The 21,567-nt window shown below is 65.3% G+C and carries 13 protein-coding genes and 2 tRNA genes; 11 read left to right on the top strand and 4 right to left on the bottom strand.

Annotated features, from left to right (window positions below):
* Nucleotides 1-30 precede the first annotated feature (30 nt).
* Nucleotides 31-104: transfer RNA gene (locus tag DRB17_RS01745), tRNA-Cys, on the bottom strand.
* A gap of 232 nt (nucleotides 105-336) precedes the next feature.
* Here DRB17_RS01745 and DRB17_RS01750 point away from each other — a divergent pair.
* From DRB17_RS01750 to DRB17_RS01775, 6 genes are all read left to right on the top strand, one after another.
* The gene (locus tag DRB17_RS01750; RefSeq protein ID WP_114580420.1) at nucleotides 337-993 is read left to right on the top strand and encodes a protein-L-isoaspartate O-methyltransferase family protein; all 657 of its coding nucleotides are present in this window, start codon (nucleotides 337-339) and stop codon (nucleotides 991-993) included.
* A 78-nt stretch (nucleotides 994-1,071) separates the two neighbouring features.
* Nucleotides 1,072-2,481: a TolC family outer membrane protein gene (locus tag DRB17_RS01755; RefSeq protein ID WP_241503712.1), complete on the top strand. Its 1,410-nt coding sequence runs from the start codon at nucleotides 1,072-1,074 to the stop codon at nucleotides 2,479-2,481.
* A gap of 89 nt (nucleotides 2,482-2,570) precedes the next feature.
* Complete coding sequence (locus tag DRB17_RS01760; RefSeq protein WP_114580421.1) at nucleotides 2,571-3,383, top strand: DUF2497 domain-containing protein; 813 nt, start codon at nucleotides 2,571-2,573, stop codon at nucleotides 3,381-3,383.
* Nucleotides 3,384-3,621: 238 nt separating this feature from the next.
* Nucleotides 3,622-6,339, top strand: a complete 2,718-nt coding sequence (locus DRB17_RS01765) for a valine--tRNA ligase (RefSeq protein ID WP_114580422.1) — start codon at nucleotides 3,622-3,624, stop codon at nucleotides 6,337-6,339.
* 378 nt (nucleotides 6,340-6,717) lie between these two features.
* Nucleotides 6,718-7,290: a hypothetical protein gene (locus DRB17_RS01770; RefSeq protein ID WP_114580423.1), complete on the top strand. Its 573-nt coding sequence runs from the start codon at nucleotides 6,718-6,720 to the stop codon at nucleotides 7,288-7,290.
* 59 nt (nucleotides 7,291-7,349) lie between these two features.
* Nucleotides 7,350-10,187, top strand: a complete 2,838-nt coding sequence (locus tag DRB17_RS01775; RefSeq protein WP_147274774.1) for a methyl-accepting chemotaxis protein — start codon at nucleotides 7,350-7,352, stop codon at nucleotides 10,185-10,187.
* Here DRB17_RS01775 and mfd read toward each other — a convergent pair.
* Together mfd and DRB17_RS01785 are read right to left on the bottom strand one after the other, a co-directional pair.
* The gene (gene mfd, locus DRB17_RS01780; protein WP_114580481.1) at nucleotides 10,184-13,540 is read right to left on the bottom strand and encodes a transcription-repair coupling factor; all 3,357 of its coding nucleotides are present in this window, start codon (nucleotides 13,538-13,540) and stop codon (nucleotides 10,184-10,186) included. The two genes, DRB17_RS01775 and mfd, sit on opposite strands and share 4 nt — an antisense overlap.
* Nucleotides 13,541-13,683: 143 nt before the next feature.
* Entirely contained in the window at nucleotides 13,684-13,959 is a 276-nt protein-coding gene (locus DRB17_RS01785) for an FAD assembly factor SdhE (protein ID WP_114580482.1), read from the bottom strand.
* Nucleotides 13,960-14,194: 235 nt separating this feature from the next.
* On the opposite strand from DRB17_RS01785, the gene DRB17_RS01790 reads away from it, so the two are divergent.
* Entirely contained in the window at nucleotides 14,195-15,631 is a 1,437-nt protein-coding gene (locus DRB17_RS01790) for a hypothetical protein (protein ID WP_114580425.1), read from the top strand.
* A 155-nt stretch (nucleotides 15,632-15,786) separates the two neighbouring features.
* On the top strand, nucleotides 15,787-17,868 hold the full coding sequence (gene recG / locus DRB17_RS01795; protein ID WP_114580483.1) for an ATP-dependent DNA helicase RecG: 2,082 nt from the start codon (nucleotides 15,787-15,789) through the stop codon (nucleotides 17,866-17,868).
* Nucleotides 17,869-17,938: 70 nt separating this feature from the next.
* Here recG and DRB17_RS01800 read toward each other — a convergent pair.
* Nucleotides 17,939-18,015 (bottom strand) — tRNA-His (locus DRB17_RS01800).
* Nucleotides 18,016-18,181: 166 nt separating this feature from the next.
* Between DRB17_RS01800 and DRB17_RS01805 the strand changes: the two genes are divergently transcribed.
* The 3 genes from DRB17_RS01805 to glnA all read left to right on the top strand — a co-directional run bounded on the left by DRB17_RS01805 (nucleotide 18,182) and on the right by glnA (nucleotide 21,452).
* The gene (locus DRB17_RS01805; protein ID WP_206607749.1) at nucleotides 18,182-19,363 is read left to right on the top strand and encodes a pyridoxal phosphate-dependent aminotransferase; all 1,182 of its coding nucleotides are present in this window, start codon (nucleotides 18,182-18,184) and stop codon (nucleotides 19,361-19,363) included.
* Between the two features lie 225 nt (nucleotides 19,364-19,588).
* The gene (locus DRB17_RS01810) at nucleotides 19,589-19,927 is read left to right on the top strand and encodes a P-II family nitrogen regulator (protein ID WP_114580426.1); all 339 of its coding nucleotides are present in this window, start codon (nucleotides 19,589-19,591) and stop codon (nucleotides 19,925-19,927) included.
* A gap of 115 nt (nucleotides 19,928-20,042) precedes the next feature.
* Nucleotides 20,043-21,452: a type I glutamate--ammonia ligase gene (gene glnA, locus DRB17_RS01815; protein WP_114580427.1), complete on the top strand. Its 1,410-nt coding sequence runs from the start codon at nucleotides 20,043-20,045 to the stop codon at nucleotides 21,450-21,452.
* Nucleotides 21,453-21,567 lie beyond the last annotated feature (115 nt).

Below are 21,567 nucleotides of genomic sequence, written 5' to 3' on the forward strand. Positions count from 1 at the left end.
AAAAGGGGAGAGGCGCGCCAGCCAAGTCCTTGGAGGCCCGGGCCGGAATCGAACCGACGTACGGGGATTTGCAGTCCCCTGCATGACCACTCTGCCACCGGGCCGCCGGCCGCCTGGACGGGATAGGTAAGCGACGGCGCGCGAGATATAAAGAGCCATGCGGGGGTGGTCAAGCGGCTCGGCTTGTTACCACGTTCTCTTGTTGGCGCACCCTTTTGTTGCCATGTTGCGGCGTTGTCTCGCGCGGGCATCCCGCATATAAAGCGGGAAATGCCGCGTTGCCCGTGCCGTGGCCGCGCTGCTTGTGCGCGCCGAGGTACCGTCCTGGGGGGATTGATGGTCGATTTCACCGCCGCCCGCATGAACATGGTCGATAGCCAGTTGCGCACGAATCGCGTGACCGACCCGCGCGTTCTCGGCGCGTTCGAGACCGTGCCGCGCGAGCGCTTCGTGCCGGAGCATCTACGCTCCATCGCCTATGTCGACGAAGACCTGAAGATCGCGGATGGGCGCTATCTGATGGAGCCGATGGTCCTGGCGCGACTGCTGGACGCCGCGCGGATCGATGCTTCGGACGTGGTTCTGATCGTGGGCGCGGCCACGGGCTATGCCTGCGCGCTGACGGCGCGGATTGCCGCCACCGTCGTCGGGCTGGAAAGCGACAAGGACCTGGCGAAGCAGGCGGAGGCGATGCTGAGCGATCAGGTCACCGACAACGCCGTCATCGTCAAAGGCGACCTCGCCAAGGGTTATCCCAAGCAAGCGCCCTACAACGTGATTCTAATCAACGGCGCGGTCGAGGACGTTCCCGAGCGGATCACCGATCAGCTCGCCGACGGGGGGCGGCTGCTGACGGTCGTCAAGAACGGCCCGGGCATGGGCAAGGCGGTGCTGATGGAGCGCATCGGCGACGCCGTCGGCCGGCGCACGCTATTCGATGCGGCGACACCCGTCCTTCCGGGCTTTACTCGCGAGAAAGGGTTCGTGTTCTAGTCAGGCCGTATCCTTCCATCATACAAACGCAACGGGGCGATTGACCTGCGCGCCATCGAAAGCGAGGCTTACTGCGTCATGATGAATTGCAAGCGCCGCCTGCGACCGCGACTACTCGCCGCTACTGCTCTTGCCGGGCTTTCGCTCGCCGTCGCGCTGCCGTCGGCCGCTGATGCCGAAACGCTGAAAGAGGCCCTGGCCGACGCCTACGCCACCAATCCGAACTTGAAAGCCGCCCGCCGGCAGTTGGGCGCTACCAACGAACGGGTGCCGCAGGCGCTGTCGAACTGGCGGCCGGAGGTCAGCATAAGTGGTTCCGCCGGCCGGCAGAAGCTGGACCAGGAAGGCGAGTTCACCAACACCGATACCACGACGTCGCCGCTCACCGCCCAGTTCGAGGTAAGTCAGCCGCTCTATCGCGGCGGCCGCACGGTCGCCGGCACGGAGCGGGCCGAGAACGAGGTGCGGGCGGAGCGCGCGCGTCTGGCCGGGACCGAGCAGGACGTGCTGCTGCGCGGCGTTCAGGCCTACGTCGACGTTTGGCGGGACCAAGCGGTACTGGGATTGAACGACAACAACGTGAAGGTGCTGCGCCGCCAGCTCGAGGCAACGCAGGATCGTTTTACGGTCGGCGAGGTCACGCGAACCGACGTTGCCCAGGCGGAATCGCGCCTGTCTCGGGCGATCGCCGACAGGGAGGCGGCGCGCGGCCAGCTTGAATCGAGCCGCGCCAACTATGTAGAGGTCATCGGGCATCCGCCGGAGGATCTGGAGCAGCCGCCGGTGCCGGACATTCTGCCTGGTACAATTGAAGGCGCAAAGGAACTGGCGATCGGCAACAATCCCGACGTCGTCGCCAACCGCTTCAACGAGGGTGCGGCCCGCCGTCAGGTGCGGGAGGTTGCCGGCGAGCTCCTGCCCGAGGCCGAGTTGGTCGGACGGCTGAGCCAGCGGGAAAACACCACGACCGAGGACTCCTCCACGCAGTCCGCCGAGATCCTGGCGCAGGTGACGATCCCGCTGTATCAGCAGGGCGCTGTCTTCAGCCGGGTGCGCGAGGCGAAGCAGACCGCCAACCAGCGCCGGCTGGAGGTGCGCAGCGCCGAGCGCACCGCCGAGCAGCAGGCGGTCAGCGCCTGGGAGGACCTGCAGGCCGCCCGCGCCCAGATCGAGTCGTTCCGCGAGCAGGTGCGCGCAGCCGATATCGCCCTGGAGGGCGTGCGCCAGGAGAACCAGGTCGGTGCACGTACAGTGCTCGACGTCCTAGACGCGGAACAGGAGTTGCTCGACGGCCAGGTCAGTCTCGTTCGCGCCCAACGCGACGAGATTTTCGCCAGTCACCAACTTCTTTCCGCTATTGGCAAGCTCCGTGCTCGTGCCCTTGGCCTTCCGGTCGAGTACTATGACGTCGAAAGAGGGTACAACGCTGTTCGGGATAAGATATGGGGGTGGGGAATTCCGAGCGAGGGCGACGACGGAAATGAATAATTGCACCTGAGTTGCGCGTTTTCTGTTTCTTTACCTTCGGGGTGCAGAGTGCAGGCTGCGTTTCGCGACGGTGCGGGACCGGGTGAACCATGAGTGATCAGCAGCATCGCGACGGCGGCGATCCGTCGATGGAGGAGATACTCGCCTCCATCCGGAAGATTATTTCCGAGGAAGGCGACGAGTCGCCGCAGCCGTCACAATCTTCGCGGCCGTCCGAATCGTCGGCGGATAGCAAGGCGTCGGAGGGCGACTCCGCTACGGAAGAGCACACCGCCGCCGACACAGCCGATGAGTCGGAAGCCGAGGAAGAGGTCCTGGACCTGACCGAAGAGGTCGAGGTGGAGGACGAGGCCATGCCGGCGGAAGAGGCCGCGCCCGCGGAAGAAGAGACTGTGGACGATGAGGCTGTGCCGGCGCGGGCCGAGACGGCGTCGCAAGAAGCTGAACCGATCGCGCACACGGGCGAAACGGACGCCGGTGGGGAGGAAACCCTGCCGGGACCGGCCGACAGGCCGGACGCCGAGGACGCCAGCGCAGCGGAGGCGGGGGCCGCTGCGGTCGAGCCACCCGAACAGAAGGAAACGTCAGCCATGACGCCTGACACCGGCGGCATCGATGCTGGGACGCGCGACTCCGTGATCTCCGAAGAGACTTCCACGACGGCCACCGCGGCGCTCACCGAGCTTGCGCGTGCCGCGAACGCCCGCGACTACGGCGACGACAAGCCGAAATCCGACGCGGACCGAATTCTTGAGCAGCTTGTCCGCGAGGCGCTTCGCCCGCAGCTCAAGGCCTGGCTGGACGAGAACCTGCCGGGACTCGTCGAGAAGGTGGTGCGCCAGGAGATCCGCCGGATCAGCCAGCGGGCCGAGGCCACGGCGGAAAGTGAGAGCGACGACTAGGTATCGGGCCTTTGCGCCTACGCCGGACGACACGGCCAGGCGGCAGCTCATCTACCTTTAAACCCGATTGAACCCGATCGTGGGATCCGCCGCGCTGGCGGATCCCACGTCGTATGTGCCGTTCCGCGTAAGCGGCCGCGCCGCGCATGACGGCCATGCACCGGCTCGCCCCTTGCTTCATCCGGTGAATTGGCTAGTTTGCGCCCTCGCGAAGGACGTAAAGAGGGTGCGACCGTCCATGCTGGACAAGACCTATCGCCCGGCCGAGGTCGAAGCGAAATTCTACGATATATGGCGTCAAGACGGCGCGTTCGCCTGCCATCCCGACAGCGCGGCCCGGCCCTATACCATCATGATGCCGCCACCGAACGTGACCGGCAGCCTGCACATGGGCCACGCGCTGACGTTCACGCTGCAGGACGTGCTGATTCGCTACAAGCGCATGCAGGGACGCGATGCGCTGTGGCAGCCGGGCATGGACCACGCGGGCATTGCCACCCAGATGGTCGTGGAACGCAACCTCGCCGCCGAGGGAATCAGCCGTTACGACCTGGGGCGACCGGGTTTCCTGGAGAAGGTCTGGCAGTGGAAGGCGGAATCCGGCGGTGCGATCTCGCGTCAGCTCACCAATCTGGGCGCTTCGCCGGATTGGGCGCGCGAGCGCTTCACCATGGACGACGGCCTGTCCAAGGCGGTGCGCAAGACCTTCGTGGACCTTTACCGGCAGGGGCTGATCTACCGCGACCAGCGTTTGGTGAACTGGGATCCGAAGCTGCACACCGCGATCTCCGACCTGGAGGTCGAGCAGGTCGAGGTGAACGGCAAGCTTTGGCACTTCAAGTACCCCGTCGAGGGTGAGAACGGTGTCTTCATCACCGTCGCCACGACGCGGCCGGAAACCATGCTGGGCGATACCGGCGTGGCCGTGCACCCCGAGGACGAACGCTACACGCATCTGGTCGGCAAGCACGTCATTCTGCCGCTGGTGGGCCGGCGCATTCCCATCGTGGCGGACGAGTGGGCCGATCCCGAAACCGGCAGCGGCGCCGTGAAGATCACGCCCGCGCATGACTTCAACGATTTCGAGGTGGGCCGGCGGCGGGGCCTGGAGACAGTCAACATCCTGGACCGCAACGCCCGCCTGAACGACAACGTGCCGGAAGCCTACCGCGGTCTCGACCGTTACGAGGCCCGCAAGCGGGTTGTCGCCGATCTCGAAGCGCAGGGCCTTGTGGCCGAGATCGAGGACCACGTCCACATGGTCCCGCACGGCGACCGCTCCGGCGTGGCGATCGAGCCGTGGCTGACGGACCAGTGGTACGTCGATGCCAAGACCCTGGCGAAGCCCGCCATCGAGGCGGTGGAGCAGGGCCGCACCCGCTTTGTCCCGCAGCAGTGGGAAAACGTCTACTTCGAGTGGATGCGCAACATCCAGCCGTGGTGCATTTCGCGCCAGATCTGGTGGGGACATCAGATCCCGGCCTGGTACGGCCGCGATGGCGATATCTTCGTCGAGACGACGGAAGAGGCGGCGCGCACCGAGGCCGAGGCGCACTACGGCGTGGCGGTCGAGACGCTGGGAGCCGAGGAGGAAGCCAGCGCGGATCAGGCCGCCCGCGTCGCCGAGGGGAAGCTGGTCCTGCTGCGCCGCGACGAGGACGTGCTGGACACCTGGTTCTCATCCGGCCTGTGGCCGTTCTCGACGCTTGGATGGCCCGACGAAACGCCGGAACTGCGGCGGTACTATCCCACGGATGTCCTGGTAACAGGCTTCGACATCATCTTTTTCTGGGTTGCCCGGATGATGATGATGGGCCTGCACTTCATGGACGAAGTGCCGTTCCATACCGTCTACATCCATGCGTTGGTCCGTGACGCCAAGGGCCAGAAGATGTCGAAGTCGAAGGGCAACGTGATCGATCCGCTCGACCTGATCGAACGGTTCGGCGCCGATGCGCTTCGCTTCACCCTGGTCGCGCTGTCGGCCCAGGGCCGCGACATCAAGATGTCGGAGCAGCGGGTGGAGGGTTACCGCAACTTTGCGACGAAGCTGTGGAACGCCGCGCGCTTCTGCCTGATGAACGAGGTCGCGCCGGATCCGGCCTTCGATCCGCGCGCCGTGAAGCAGACGCTCAACCGCTGGGCTATCGCGAAGACCGTGCGCGCCGGGCTGGCCGTCGATGCCGCGCTGGAGGCCTATCGTTTCAACGATGCGGCGGGCGCGCTTTATCAGTTCACTTGGCATCAATTCTGCGATTGGTACGTCGAGTTCGCCAAGCCGATCCTGCAAAGCGGCGACGACGAATCGCGCGCCGAGACGCGGGCCACCATCGCCTGGGTCATGCAGCGCCTGTTGCATCTGCTGCATCCCTTCATGCCGTTCGTGACGGAGGAACTCTGGGAGCAGTTCGGCGGCGGCGAGGGGGATCGCCTCATCACCGGTACCTGGCCTGCTTTTGGCGACGACCTTCTGGATGAGGCAGCGGAGGCGGAGATCGACTGGGTTTCCCGCGTTGTCGGCGAGATACGCACCGTCCGGGGCGAAATGAACGTCCCCAGCAACGCCGAGGCGCCACTGCTGCTGAAAGGCGCAAACGCCGAGACGCGGCGCCGTCTGGACGCCCATGCGCCGCTTATCAAGCGTCTGGCGCGGCTGGAGTCCGTTGATCTGACCGACGCGGCAGTGCCGCATGGCGCCGCGCAGTTCCTGCTCGACGAAGCCACGGCAATCCTGCCGCTGCAGGGAATTATCGACATCGACCAGGAGCAGCAGCGCCTTCAGAAGGAAATCGAGAAGCTGGAAAGCGATCTGTCGAAATACGACAAGAAGCTGTCCAACGAGCAGTTCCTGAACAAGGCACCGGCCGAGGTCGTCGAGGAACAGCGTCAGCGCCGGGCCGACGCGGCGGCGGCGCGCGACAAGTTGGCCCACGCGCTGGATAGGCTGGCCGGCTGAGCGCGTGGTCCGTCATTCCGCAGATTATTTGCCCGGCGCCTCCCTGGGTGCCGATACACAACCTGTGATAGCATATTGACCGAATGTCGGCAGTGATTTTACGCCGTAATTTCTAAATAAATTCTGGGGATATATGGAAATAAGGCTAATGTATATCTCCGATGCGAACAAAAGGATGACATATCGTTGGTCTTTGTATGTTTGGCGCGAAGCGCATAATAAGTCGAAATACTAACAGTATTACTATTCTGAAGGTTTAATAAATAAAATATTAACCTAAAGATTTTTGTTCACAAGATTGTGACTGGCGAATGCTTATATCTCGATGTTAGCAAGCGCGCATTAGAACTCTTAAATGCAATCAAATGGTGCAGCACGATGGCGCGCTTTCTGCCTGTTCTTCTCGCGGCGGCAACCCTGGTTCTTCCGTTCACGGCAACCGCCAATGAATTCGAGCCGCAGATCAGGTCCCTGATCGAGGACGAAGTCCGTCCATGGTTGAATGACGCGGCTGTGGTGGATGCCATTGCGGCGCAGAACAAGCGGCATGCGTCCCTTGATCCAGAGCAGATCGAGGAGCTGGACGAGCAGTGGGGGGCCGAGGTTGATGAGGGGGAGGGGCCGCTGGTCGACAAGGTGATGGACAATGCCCTGTCCGATTTTCTCTCCACGAAAAAATCGGAACTCGGCGGGCGCGTGTCGGAAGTCTTCGTGATGGACAATAAAGGCCTCAATGTCGGCGCCTCGAATCTAACCTCCGACTATTATCAGGGCGACGAAGCGAAATGGCAGGAATCGTACGGGACCGGGCGCATGCACATCGGCGAGGTCGAGTTCGACGATAGTGCGGAGGCGTTCCTGTCGCAGGTCAGCCTGCCGATCGAGGATCCTTCGTCCGGCGAGGCGATCGGCGCGATCACACTCGGCGTCAACGTCGAGGAACTGTTCTGAACGCGTCATCGATATTCCGCATAACTGACTGATTTTCCAGGATCTGACAGGGGACCGTCGTGAGGACATCGCTTCGGCTCGTTCTCGGCTTTTCAGTCGTTCTCGTTCTGACAATGGCTGTCAGCGCGGTGGGGTGGTTCGCCCTCGACCGGACGCGCGAAAGCACCGAGCGCGAGCGCCTGATGCGCGGTGCAATGGCCGATATGGCGATTGCCGCACGAAAGGAACTGGCGTTCCGCATCGAGGGCGATGCGGCCCTGCTTTCCGACGCGCGCGAACATCTGACGAGTGTCGTCGAAAGCGCCTCCCGGTCCGCGCGAGGCGGCGAGGACGCCGACCACGTCGGGCGGACGCGGTCGGCAATCGAGGCCTACCGCTACGGTCTTGCGCTTGAGCAGGATCGCCGGCAAGCGCTTCGGCGCTCACTCGAAGCGATGGAAACGGCGGGTGCGGAAACACGCGCGCTGGTCGACAATGTGCTGGCCTCGCGGGCGGCGGCCCTGGAGGACGCGCGTGAGGAGCTTGACCATCTGTCGAAGGCCAGGGCGCAGGCGCGGCTTATCGCGGACCGCGCGAATGCCATCGAGTCCGACTCGAAGGCAGCGCTCGCCCGGATTGCCCGCTACCAGCGCAGCGCCGCGGCCGCCGAGCGGGAAGAAGCCGAAAGCGCCTTGAAGCGTCTGTTCATCTCGGTGATCAAGCTGCGCAAGGTGGCCGACGAGGATAGTGGGATCGATGCCACCGGGCTTGCGAAGACGATGCAGTCGTTCCGCGCTGCTTTCGCCAATCTGACGGAGTCCCAGGACGAGATCGCGGCAGTGGCTGCGGAACGGCGGGACACGCTTGCCCGGATGGATGCCGCATCCACGACACTGCAGGAAGCGGGCGGACGCCTGAACGGTTTCCAGCAAGCCCGTTTGAAGGCTGCCAAGGCCAATGACGCCGGGGCGGAGGCCGTTGCCGAGCGGGCCGGTACCATCGTGGCACTGACGGACATCGCGGGGCGCCAGGCGAAAGCACGCGTCGCCGAGCAGAGATACCTGCGCCTTTCCGATCCGAAGGACGCCCAGGCTGTCGCCAAGCACGTCAAGGCTGTGTTCCGGCAGGTGCTGAGTCTGCGGCGATCCTTCGACGACGGCGCCAGTCAGGCGATGACGAGACGATTGTTGAAAGCCGTCCAGACCTATCGCAAGTCGTTCGAGCGCGTAATCGAGTTGGAAGCACGCCAGCGGGCGGCGCTCGCAGCGGTAGACGAGGCGGACCGCAAGCTCGCCAAAGCATCGGCGAAGCTCATCGCGCTTGCCGGCGATTCCCGCGGGACGGCGGCGCAAGCATTCGAGGCTTCCCTGGAGGTGGAACGCGAGGTCGACGATTCTGTGATTAGGGCCGAGGACACGGTCCTGGCAGCGAACACCCTGTCCCGTGGCGTTGCCAGCCTGAATGCGGAAATAGCCGAATTTGTCCAACGTCGCGACAGTGGGGCACGCGAAAGCGCCGATGCAGCGCTGGCGGGCGCGATCCGGGCAAAGGACGGTTTCCTGGCAGCGCTGAAACAGGAGGATCCGGCCGCGGCCGGAGAAATCGGCGACAAGCTGGAACCGGCCTTCGCTGCTTTTAGTGAGGAACTCGACGGCCTTGTGGCGGCCGTGGCTGGCGAGAAGCAGGCCGTCCGCAGCATGGCGGCTGCCCGGTCCGAGGCGGATGCAGCCCTGAGCGAGGCTGCCGATACTGTTATCGCCTGGGCCGAGGAGACCCGCAGCACCGCCAGCCTGATCCTTATCCTCGGCGCACTTGCCGCCGTCGCGCTGGGGGGAATGATTGCCTGGCTGATCGGCCGGTCGATCGTGCGGCCGCTGGCATCGATGACGACAGCGATGCGCCGCCTCGCCGACAACGATGTCGAGATCGATGTTCCCGCCAAGGGGCGCAAGGACGAGCTTGGCGATATGGCCGGCGCGGTTCAGGTGTTCAAGGACAATGCCATCCAGCGCTTTGCCCTCGAAGAGCAGCAGGAACGCGAGCGCGAGCGTGGTGAGCGGCGGCTGGCGGCCCTGGAGGCGGCGGTCAAGGGCTTCCAGAACACATGCGACGGCGTGGTCTCGCGCCTTGGCTCGGCCGCGACGGAGTTGCATTCAAGCGCGGAAAGCCTCACCGCCACGGCCGCGCAGACGAACGATCATTCACGGACGGTGTCCGTCGCATCGTCGGACGTGTCCAGCAACGTGCAGACAATCGCCGGCGCGACCGAGGAGTTGACCTCGTCCATGCGCGAGATCGCCAGCCAGGCCGAGCACTCGAACGATATCACCCGGAAGGCCGCGAGCAGCGCCAGGGACACGGGCGAGGCGATGCGCAAGCTGTCGCAGTCGGCCGAGCGGATCGGCGAGGTGATAACGCTTGTCACGAACATCGCCGAGCAGACCAACCTGCTGGCGCTCAACGCGACTATCGAGGCGGCGCGTGCGGGCGAGGCGGGCAAGGGTTTCGCGGTCGTGGCGAATGAGGTCAAAAGCCTGGCCAACCAGACCTCCAGCGCCATCGAGGAGATCCAGGGTCAGGTGTCCTCGATTCAGGGCGAAACCCGGACGGCCGTGTCGGCCATCGACGCCATCATCGCGACCATCGACGACGTGAACTCGGTCGCCGGCACCATCGCCTCCGCCGTTCAGCAGCAGGAAGCGACAGCCGGCGATATCTCCGGCAATGTCCAGGATTCGGCCGGCCGCAGTAACGAGGTGGCTCGCACCATCGAGCAACTGAATGCTGGCGCGGCCGAGACCAGTTCGGCGGCACAGCAGGTGCAGACATCCTCCGGCTCGCTGTCCCAGGACGCCGAGCTTCTTCGAGCCGAGGTCGACAGTTTCCTGCGGGACGTGCGGGCGAGCGCCGAGGCCTAAGCAGCCTCGGCACCCCGCGCTACCTTTGAGAGCTTGTCTAGCAGACCGCGGATGCCCTGCACACGGTCTTGCGGCTCGTCCCAGCGGCGACGGTAGACGAGCTTGTGGTCCGGGCGAAGCTGCACTTTCCCGACCTGCTGACCGATAAAGCGGACAAGGCCCTGCGGATCCGGGAAGGTGTCGTTGTGGAACTGCAGCACGGCACCCTTCGGGCCGGCCTCCACCTTTTCCACGTTGGCATCGCGGCAAAGCTGTTTGATGGCGACCGTCTGCAACAGGTTCTCGACTTCCTGCGGCAGGGGGCCGAAGCGGTCGATCAGCTCGGCGGCGAAGCCCTCGATCTCCTGCCGGTCCACCAGATGCGCGATGCGGCGGTACAGGCCCAGGCGGACGTTCAGGTCGGCGACATAGCGCTCCGGGATCAGGACGGAGGTGCCGATGTTGATCTGCGGGGTGAACGCCTCGGCTGCCTCCTTCTCTTCCGGGCCGCCGCCGCGCGCCTCGGCCACGGCTTCCTCCAGCATCTGCTGATAAAGCTCGATACCGACCTCGCGGATGTGGCCGGACTGCTCCTCGCCGACCAGGTTGCCGGCGCCGCGGATGTCGAGGTCGTGGCTGGCCAGGCTGAATCCCGCGCCCAGGTGGTCCAGCGTCTGCATCACGTGCAGGCGCTTCTCCGCCGCGTCGGTCAGGCGCTGTCCCGCGCGCAGGGTCAGATAGGCATAGCCGCGTACCTTCGACCGGCCAATGCGGCCGCGAAGCTGATAGAGCTGGGCCAGCCCGAACATGTCGGCGCGGTGGATAATGAGCGTGTTGGCGGTGGGAATGTCGAGACCGCTTTCGACGATATGGGTCGAGAGCAGTACGTCGTACTTGCCCTCGTAGAAATCGGTCATGACGTTTTCAAGCTCGCGCGCGCCGACGCGTCCGTGCGCGACCGCCAGCTTCACTTCGGGCACCAGCTTCGTCAGCCGTTCCTCGACCTCGTTCAGGTCCTCGATGCGTGGGCAGACGTAGAAGGTCTGCCCGCCGCGCCAGTGTTCGCGCAGCACGGCCTCGCGCACGACGACGGGATCGAAGGGCAGGACAAAGGTGCGCACCGCCAGCCGGTCCACCGGTGGCGTGGAGATGATGCTCATCTCCCGCACGCCGGACAGGGCAAGTTGCAGCGTGCGCGGAATCGGTGTCGCCGTCAGCGTGAGGACGTGCAGATCACCGCGCAGCGCCTTCAGCTTTTCCTTCTGTTTGACGCCGAAGTGCTGCTCCTCGTCCACGATGATGAGGCCAAGCTCGCGGAACTCGACGTTCTGGCCCAGCAGCGTATGGGTGCCGACGACGATGTCGACCTTGCCGTCCTTCAGGTCGCGCTTGATGTCCGCCGTGTCCTTCGTGCCAACAAGCCGCGAAAGCTGCCGGATCACCACGGGATAGCCGGAAAAGCGCTGCACGAGCGTCTGGTAGTGCTGGCGCGCCAACAGGGTCGTGGGGACGATCACGGCGACCTGTTTGCCGCTCATCGCCGCGACGAAGGCCGCGCGCAGCGCCACCTCCGTCTTGCCGAAGCCGACGTCGCCGCAGATCAGCCGGTCCATCGGCTTGCCCGACGCCATGTCGGCCAGTGTATCCTCGATGGCGCGAAGCTGGTCGTCGGTCTCGGGATAAGGAAAGCGGGCGCAGAATTCCTCGAAGGAACCGGCGGGCACCTCCATTGGGTCCAGCGTCTTCACCTGCCGCTGGGCGGCGACGCGGATAAGCCGGTCGGCAATCTCCTTGACCCGTTCCTTGACCTTGGCCTTGCGTGCCTGCCAATTGCCCTGCCCCAGGCGGTCCAGATGTACGCCCGCTTCCTCGGAACCGAAGCGGGATAGCACTTCCAGGTTCTCGACGGGTACGAACAGCCGGTCGTTGCCGGCATAGGTGACGCGCAGCATGTCGTGGGCGGCGCCGCCGACATCCAGCGTCTCCAGCCCCTCGTAGCGCCCAACGCCGTGTTCAACGTGGACGACCAAGTCGCCCTCGTAGAGGCTGGACACCTCGGTCAGGAAGTTCTCGGCCCGGCGCTTGCGGCGGGCCGGCCGGGCGATGCGCTCACCCAGGATGTCCTGCTCGGAGATGATCGCCGCGGATTCCGAGGTGAAGCCGTGCTCCAGCGCCAGCGTCACCAGCGCGACCGATTTCGGTTCCAGTGCCTGCGCCTCGGCCCAGCTATCGGCCAGGGCAAGGCGTTCGAGGCCGTGGTCGGCGAGCACGGACTTCAGCCGTTCCCGCGAGCCCTGGGTGTAGCCCGCGATGGCGACGCGCCGCCCGGCCTCCTGCTCCTCGCGGATGGTGGTGCGCAGCGACATGTAGGGCTCGCCCTCGTCGCCTTTCTTGCGGGCGGCGGCGAAGTCGTGCCCGGGCCGTCCCCCCGCGTCCACGACATAGCCGGCATCGCCCGGCGCGGCGAAGGGCGAGAAGGACGCGACGGGGCGCGGATCGAGCGCTGCATCCCAATCGGCGGCGGTCTGATAGAGGAGTTCAGGCTGCAGCGGTTTGTACGACCAGGTGTCCAACTCGTTGCCGTGCTGCACGGTCTGCCGCGCCTCAAAGAAGTCGCGGATGGTTTCCAGGCGCTGGTCGCGCGCTTCTTCCGCCTGGCGGTCCAGCGTCACCGGCGCGTCGGCGGGCAGATAGTCGAGCAGCGTCTCCAGCCGCTCGTAGAACAGCGGCAGCCAGTGCTCCATGCCGGGGTGTGGCCGGCCCTCGCTGACGGCCGCGTAGAGCGGATCGTCCTTGGGCGGCGTGCCGAAGGTCTCGCGATAGCGCGTGCGGAAGCGGTGGATGGTGTCCTCTTGCAGGATCACCTCGTTCACCGGCTTCAGCGTCAGGCCTTCGTGCTTCCCGGTGGTGCGCTGGGACAGCGGGTCGAAGGTGCGCACCGTCTCCAATTCGTCGCCGAAGAAGTCCAGGCGCAACGGCTCCGGCTCGCCCGGCGGGAACACGTCGACGATGCCGCCGCGAATGGCGTATTCGCCGGCCTCGCCCACGGTGTCGCTGCGCACATAGCCGTTCTCGGCGAAGAAGGCGGTCAGCTTCTCCGGCGCGATTTGCTCCCCGGCCTTTGCGGTCAGCATGCGCGGGCGCAGTGCTTCCGCCGGCGGCAGCCGCTGCAGCAGCGCGTTCACCGTGGTCAGCACGACAAGCCCGCCGGGGTGTGCCGGCTCCGTCATCAGGCGGGTCAGCGTATCCACGCGCTCCGCCACGATGTCGCGGTGTGGACTGACCCGGTCGTAAGGCAGGCAGTCCCAGGCGGGGAAGGTGAGGACGCGGCACTCGGGCGCGAAGAAGGCCAGCGCCTCCGCCGTCCGCGTCATCCGCGCGTCGTCGCGCGCCACATGAAGGATCGGCGCACCCGCGCGCGCGGCGGCGGCCTCGGCCAGCAGCCAGGCGTCGTAACCTTCGGGCGCGCGCGAGACGAGGCTGCGCCCCGCTTGGGCGAATGCGCGCTCCAGCGCGCCTAGCCGTTGACTGGGTCTATTCGGAAGTTGCACAGCAGCCTTAGTATATCGCTGTCGAGTTCGTCCGGCGGCACCGCGCGGCCGGTTATCCAGTTGTACAGGTCGGTGTCGCTCACCTGAAGCAGCGTCTCGTAGCGCTCCAACTGCGCCTCGGTCAAGCCGGCAAGGTGCTTGTCGGCGAAGCCGCCGATCAGAAGGTCCATCTCGCGCGTGCCGCGATGCCAGCTCATGAAGTAGGCGCGTTTGCGGCGGGTCTGAAGGTCGGCTTCGGCCATCTGTGTCTCCCGGCGGTGTGCCCAGCGGATATAGGGCGTATTGGCCGCGCTGTCAGGCGAGATCGTCGGCAATGGATGGAAGTCATTGTTATTTTGTACAAATTCCGGGTCTCGACAGCTCGCCCGCGGCCCGATACTGCTCGGCTTCAACATGTAGCGGTGGCACATCTTGCAATTGAAGCAACTAATAAGTTATTTCCACTCGAAGATGCAACTTTGTGTAGAGGGGAATTGCATGAATCGACCACTGATCCGTGTCCGCGCGGGACTCGCGTTCATGGCCGGCGTGCTGAGTGCCGGCTTGACTGCCGGTCCCGCCGGGGCCGTGGACTTCGGGGCCGAGATGCCCGATCCCGGTATCGAGGGCTACCATTTTCCCGAGCCGGAAACGACTCTCAACAAGTGGATCCGCGGCGCGACGGATGCCGACGAGACGCTTATCAACCGGCACGGCTGGGGCCTGTGGGCCGCGCTGACGCAGCCGACCGGCCAGACGGTGGGCGGCATCGCGGATGCGCGTGTCTACCAGACCTGGCTGACGCCGGACAGCATCGTCCAGGCCATCGAGGCCCCCGAATCGGCGATGTTGAAGAGCGCGCGGCGGGCGCTGGTCCTGCAGACGCCGGGCCAGTTCCATGCATTGGGGGCGAAGGCCGCGAAAGCAGCGCAGGGGTGCGACTTCACGACCTCGCCGAACGAGTGCATCAAGGTGGCGGTCAGCTACAGCCCCGGCGCTGCGGAGCACGCCTATGGCAACAAGCTGTTCCTGCAGAGCACCCTGCGCGCCTATGCCAACTTCGGCTACGACCAGATCCCGACGTTCCCGACCTACTCGGTGGTCGTGAAGCCAGTCTACAAGGTCATCCGACCGCAGAATGACAAACCCTACGCGATGTACACCTGGCCCGGTACCCCGCATCCGGCGAAGGTGTTTCCCGAGGGACCCGAGTGGGGCAACTGCGTTTATGTCGACGTCAACAATGCCGGCAAAGGCGACGGCAGCGTGGACGCGGACTGTTCGGGCGCGACGTCGGATACGACCTACAACGTCGATGATTTCATCAATATCAAGGTGACGCAGCCGGACCTGGCGGTCCTGAAGGACGTCACCGGCGAGCAGCAGCTTCACAAGGGCGACTATATCATCCTGGTCGGCATGCACGTCACCAGCCGGGAGATCGAGCGCTGGACCTGGCAGACCTTCTGGTGGACGCCCGACCCGTCGAACCCGCCGCTGCCCAGTTCCAATGCGGTGGCATCCGACATGCCGGACGCGCTATCGGGCGCGCCCGCGCACTACGCCATGTCCATCGGCTACCAGATGCTGAGCCCGGCGCAGCCGGTCAACGGCGGCGTCAACGTCGGCGAGCTTGTGACCGTCTTCAATCCCTACCTGGAGGCCGGCTTCGACCCGGCGGTGTTCCAGGAGAAGCGCACGGTGCAGACCAACGCCGGTCCCGTCGCGACGCGCTATGGCGTGCAGTCCAACTGCATGACCTGTCACAGCCTGGCGATGTACGATCCGACCGCCGATTATTCCGATGGCGGCGGACCGCGCGAAGCTCCCTATGCATCGGACTTCTATCTGGCGCGGGATGACTCGGTCTTCGACGGCAACCTGCAGCTCGACTTCCTGTGGTCGGTCGTCGGCTTTATGGACGCCGCCAAGTAAGCCTACTTACTGACGGAAGCCCGGAAGCCGTCCGCATCCGTGCGGGCGGCTTCTGCTTTTTCCGTGTCGAGGGCTGGACTCTGGCCGCGCGCGCCGCACCCTGCTATTGAGCGGCCAGCGGCTTTCGCCGCGTATCGACCGGAGGTTTGGCAGCCCTGCGACCGGAAGTCCTCTATTCCCTGTTCGCGCCGGTGGAATCGCTGCCCGGCATCGGGCCGCGAACGGTGAAGGCGTTCCAGACGCTGGCCGGCCCGCATGTGGTCGACCTGTGCTGGCACCTGCCAAGCGGCATCATCGACCGCAGCTATGCCCCGAAGGTGATGGAGGCGCAGCCGGGCCGCGTCGCCACGCTAACGGTCACGGTGGGCGAGCATCAGCAGCCGCGCAGCCGGCGCCAACCTTACCGCGTGCGCTGCCATGACGATTCGGGGACGCTCGACCTCGTGTTCTTTCATGCCCGGCCGGACTACCTGCACCGCATCCTGCCCATCGGCGAGACCCGCGTCGTCAGCGGCAAGATCGAATACTTCCACGGCTGGCCGCAGATCAGCCATCCCGACCATATTGCCTCCGTCGAGGAGCAGGACACGATCCAGGGCGTGGAGCCGGTTTACCCCCTGACGGCCGGATTGACCCTCAAGGTCGTCGGCAAGGCCGTGCGGGCGGCCCTGGCGCAGGCGCCGGAACTGCCGGAGTGGCAGGATTTCGGTTTTTGGCGGCAACAGGGCTGGACGGCGTGGCGGGAGGCTTTGCTGGCCGCGCACGCGCCGCAGGGAGAGGACGATCTCTCGGCCCTGGCCACACCACGCCAGCGACTGGCCTATGACGAACTTCTGGCGAACCAGCTTGCTCTGGCGCTGGTCCGCCGCTCGCAGACTCGAATGAAGGGCCGCGCCGTCGAGGGTGACGGGCACCTTCGCGACCAGGCGATTGCCGCGCTGCCATTCGCGCTCACCGGCTCTCAGCGCAAGGCGCTGTCGGAGATCCTGGACGACATGGCCGCGCCCCACCGCATGCTGCGGTTGTTGCAGGGCGATGTCGGCAGCGGCAAGACCGTGGTGGCGCTCCTGTCCATGCTGGCGGCGGTGGAGGCCGGCTGTCAGGCCGCGCTGATGGCGCCGACGGAGATCCTGGCGCGCCAGCATGACGCCACCATCCGCCCGCTGGCCGAGGCCGCCGGGGTGGAGGTGCTGCTGCTGACCGGGCGCGACAAGGGCAAGGGCCGCGCGCGGGCGCTGGAACGGCTGAAGGCCGGCGAGGTCAAGCTGGCCATTGGCACGCATGCGCTGTTCCAACAGGATGTGGAGTTCCAGGATCTCGGCCTCGCCGTCATCGACGAGCAGCATCGCTTCGGCGTGCATCAGCGAATGTCGCTGCAGTCGAAGGGCAGGGGCGTGGATGTCCTGGTGATGACGGCGACACCGATCCCGCGCACGCTGATGCTGACGTCCTACGGTGACATGGAAGCCTCGCGTCTGACCGAGAAGCCGGCGGGGCGGCAGCCGGTGGATACGCGCTCGATCTCGCTGGACCGGTTGGGCGACGTGGTGGACGGCGTCGCACGGGCGATCGAGCAGGGGCGGAAGGTCTATTGGGTCTGTCCCCTGGTCGAGGAATCCGACAAGAGCGACCTCGCCGCCGCGGAGGAGCGCTTTGCCGCGCTCAAGACCCGCTTCGGCGCGCGGGTCGGCCTGGTTCACGGCCGCATGAAGGCCGCCGAGAAGGACCGGGCGATGGCCGATTTCAAGGAGGGCGACATTGATCTACTGGTCGCCACGACGGTCATCGAGGTCGGCGTCGATGTCCCGTCGGCCACGGTTATGGTGATCGAGCATGCCGAACGCTTCGGCTTGGCCCAGCTCCATCAGCTTCGCGGCCGTATCGGGCGCGGCAGCGAGCGCTCGTCCTGCCTGCTGCTCTACCAGGGACCGCTGGGCGAGACCGCACGGGCGCGCCTGCGCATCATGCGCGAGACCGACGACGGTTTCCGCATTGCCGAGGAAGACATGCGCCTGCGCGGCGCTGGCGAGCTGCTGGGGACGCGCCAGAGCGGTTTTCCGGAATTCCGCCTGGCCGATCTTGCCGTTCACGGCGAGCTGCTGGCCGCCGCGCGGGACGACGCAAAGCTGGTGCTTGAGCGCGACCCCGAATTACAGGGCGAGCGGGGGCGGGCGCTGCGCGTCCTTCTGTATCTTTTCGAGCGCGATCAGGCGGTGCGGTTTCTGCGCTCGGGCTGATGACGCGTTTCCGGTGCGAGAGCTTGGACGCCCGGCCGGATAACTTACGGTAGATAAGTATGGAGGAAAGTGGGGTGGACAGCCGGATTTGAACCGGCGACCTCATGGACCACAACCATGCGCTCTAACCAACTGAGCTATGCCCACCACAAGGCGGATCCGGCCAAGCATCGTTCGCTGCCGGTGGTGCCGTAATTAACCCGCCGTCCGGCCCCCGTCAAGCGCGGTGCATGTGCGCTCTTGCCCGCCTGGCAGCGCTGCGTCTACGCTCCGCCGCAGCACTGCTTCAACACGTCTGACGGGAACCGCCGCCATGCTTACCCTCGCCGCCGGAATGGATCGCCTTGGCACCGAAAGTGCATTCGAGGTTCTTGCCCGCGCCAAGGCGCTGGAGGCCTCCGGACACTCGATCATCAACCTGGGGATCGGGCAGCCCGACTTTAAGACCCCCGACCATGTCGTCGAGGCGGGCGTGAAGGCGCTGCGCGACGGGCACCACGGCTATACGCCCGCCAACGGCATTCCGGAGCTGCGCCGCGCCGTCGCCGACGATCTGAACGCGCGCCACGGCGTGGACGTCGATCCGGATTGCGTGGTCGTGGTCCCCGGCGGCAAGGTGACGATGTTCTTCGCCGTGCTGATGTTCGGCGAGCCGGGGGCTGAGATCATTTATCCCAATCCCGGTTTCCCGATCTACGAGTCCGTCATCCGATTCTCGGGCGCCACGCCGGTATCCCTGCCGCTTCGCGAGGAGAACGGCTTCGCCTTCTCGGCGGACGACCTGCTTTCGCGTATCACTGATCGGACGCGGCTGATCATCCTGAATTCGCCGGCGAATCCCACCGGGGGTGTGACCTCGAAGGCAGAGATGGACAAGCTTGCGGCCGGGCTTGCGAACTATCCGAATGTGGCCCTGCTCTCCGACGAGATTTACAGCCGAATCATCTATGACGGCCGCGAGCACGCCACCATGCTGGCCTACCCCGAGCTTCGCGACCGGGTCATCATGCTGGACGGGTGGAGCAAGACCTACGCCATGACCGGCTGGCGCCTGGGGTATGCCGTCTGGCCGCGGCAGCTTGTCGAGCATGCCACGCGGCTTGCCATCAACGACCATAGCTGCGTCAACGCCGCCACCCAGTGGGCGGGCATCGCCGCTCTGCAGGGGCCGCAGGATTCGGTGGAGGAGATGGTGCGCGCATTCGACGACCGCCGCCGCGCACTGGTCGACGCGTTGAATGCCATCCCCGGCATCTCCTGCGTGGAGCCAGGGGGCGCCTTCTATGTGTTCCCGAACATCACCGGCACCGGGTTTTCGGCGAAGGAACTGGAGGGCCGACTGCTGGAGGAAGCGGGCGTTGCCACCGTTGCGGGCACGTCGTTTGGCAGGGAGGGCGAGGGCTACCTGCGCCTTTCCTACGCCAACTCCAAGGAGAACTGCCTGGATGCGGCGGCACGGATCCGCGACTGGCTGGCCGCGCAGCAGGCCGCGTGAGGCTGGACGAGGCAGCCGGTTGCCTTTAATGGCGGCAGGTTGCCTAATAATTGAGCAGGTCTACCGCTTGCGCAGCGGACATAAGGGCTCCGAGGCAGCGGAATATCGGTTGCTTCAGCACCTCGGGCGTCTTGGCACGGGATATGCTTGGGAAGAGGTTGGGGCGCGTCGGCCCGCCCGCGATCGTCCGGCGTGACAACGAATGCGAACAGCGAACCAGAGGCCATGAAGAAGATCGAGGCGATTATCAAACCCTTCAAACTCGACGAGGTGAAGGAAGCGCTGCACGAAGTCGGGATCAAGGGCATCACCGTGACCGAGGCCAAGGGCTTCGGCCGGCAGAAGGGCCATACCGAGCTTTACCGCGGGGCCGAGTACGTCGTCGACTTCCTGCCGAAGGTGAAGGTCGAGGTCGTGCTGGACGACAACCTGGTCGAGCGGGCGGTTGAAGCCATCCAGCAAGCCGCGCACACCGGACGCATCGGCGACGGCAAGATCTTCGTCTCCAGCATCGACGAAGCGATCCGCATTCGCACCGGCGAGCGCGGCGCGGACGCCGTATAGACCTCCGCGCCGGGAACCGTTTCGCATCGCCCGGCGTCAAGTCTGACGAAGCCCGCATGCGCGGAACGCGCCCGCAAGAGACACCCTCGAAGCGATGAACACGGGGATTGGAGCTATGAGCGATTCCGACAAAGTCCTGCAGATGATCAAGGACAACGAGGTGAAGTACGTGGACTTCCGCTTCACCGACCCGAAGGGCAAGTGGCAGCACCTGGCCCAGCACACCAGCACCGTGGACGAGGACCTTCTGGAAGAGGGCATCATGTTCGACGGCTCGTCCATCGAGGGGTGGAAGGGCATCCAGGAGTCGGATATGACCCTGCTGCCGGACCTCTCCACCGCCGTGATGGATCCCTTCGCCGCGCAGCCGCAGATGATCCTGTGCTGCGACGTGGTCGAGCCCTCGACCGGCCAGCCGTATGACCGCGACCCGCGCTCCACCGCGAAGCGCGCGCAGGCCTTCATGGAGCAGTCGGGGATTGGCGACACCGCCTACTTCGGCCCCGAGGCGGAGTTCTTCGTGTTCGACGACATCCGCTTCGGCACGGAGATGAACCACTGTTTCTACAAGTTCGAATCCGAGGAAGGCCCGTACATGTCGGGCGCCGACTTCGAGGGCGGCAACCTGGGCCACCGCCCGCGCATCAAGGGCGGCTACTTCCCGGTCCCGCCGGTGGACAGCGGTACCGACATGCGCGCGGAGATGGTCACCGTCATGGAGGAGATGGGCGTCCGCGTGGAGAAGCATCACCACGAGGTCGCCCCCTCGCAGCACGAGCTTGGCGTCGCCTTCAACACGCTGGTCAAGTCCGCCGATGAGATGCAGACCTACAAGTACGTGGTCCACAACGTCGCGCACGCCTACGGCAAGACGGCGACATTCATGCCGAAGCCCGTGTTCGGCGACAACGGCTCGGGCATGCATGTCCATCAGTCGATCTGGAAGGAGGGCAAGCCCACCTTCGCCGGCGACGGCTATGCCGGTCTCAGCGAGACGGCGCTCTACTACATCGGCGGTGTCATCAAGCACGCCCGTGCCCTGAACGCTTTCACGAATCCCAGCACGAACAGCTACAAGCGGCTGGTTCCGGGCTTCGAGGCGCCGGTGCTGCTGGCCTATTCCTCGCGCAACCGCTCGGCGTCGTGCCGCATCCCCCACGGCACCAGCCCGAAGTCGAAGCGCGTGGAGGTGCGGTTCCCCGATCCGGCAGCGAACCCTTACCTGGCGTTCTCCGCGCTGCTGATGGCGGGCTTGGACGGCATCCGCAACAAGATCCATCCGGGCGAGGCGATGGACAAGAACCTTTACGACCTGCCGCCGGAAGAACTGGAGGGCGTGCCGACCGTGTCCGGCTCGCTGCGTCAAGCGCTGACGGCGCTGTCCGAGGACAACGAGTTCCTGCAGGCCGGCGATGTCTTCACCAAGGACCAGATCGAAAGCTACCTGGAACTCAAGTGGGACGAGGTCATGACTTTCGAGACCGCGCCGCACCCGATCGAGTTCCACATGTACTACTCGGTCTAGGGGCTGGGACTGGCTGAAAACATAGCTTTCGGCCTGAGTGGAGGGGCCGCGCCCAGTGAGTGCGGCCCTTCTTCCATGTAGCCATGCGCTGGATCAAGGCCGGATAGTGCTTCGT

The sequence above is a fragment of the Ferruginivarius sediminum genome (assembly GCF_003344765.1).
Classification (GTDB): Bacteria; Pseudomonadota; Alphaproteobacteria; order Kiloniellales; family Rhodovibrionaceae; genus Ferruginivarius; species Ferruginivarius sediminum.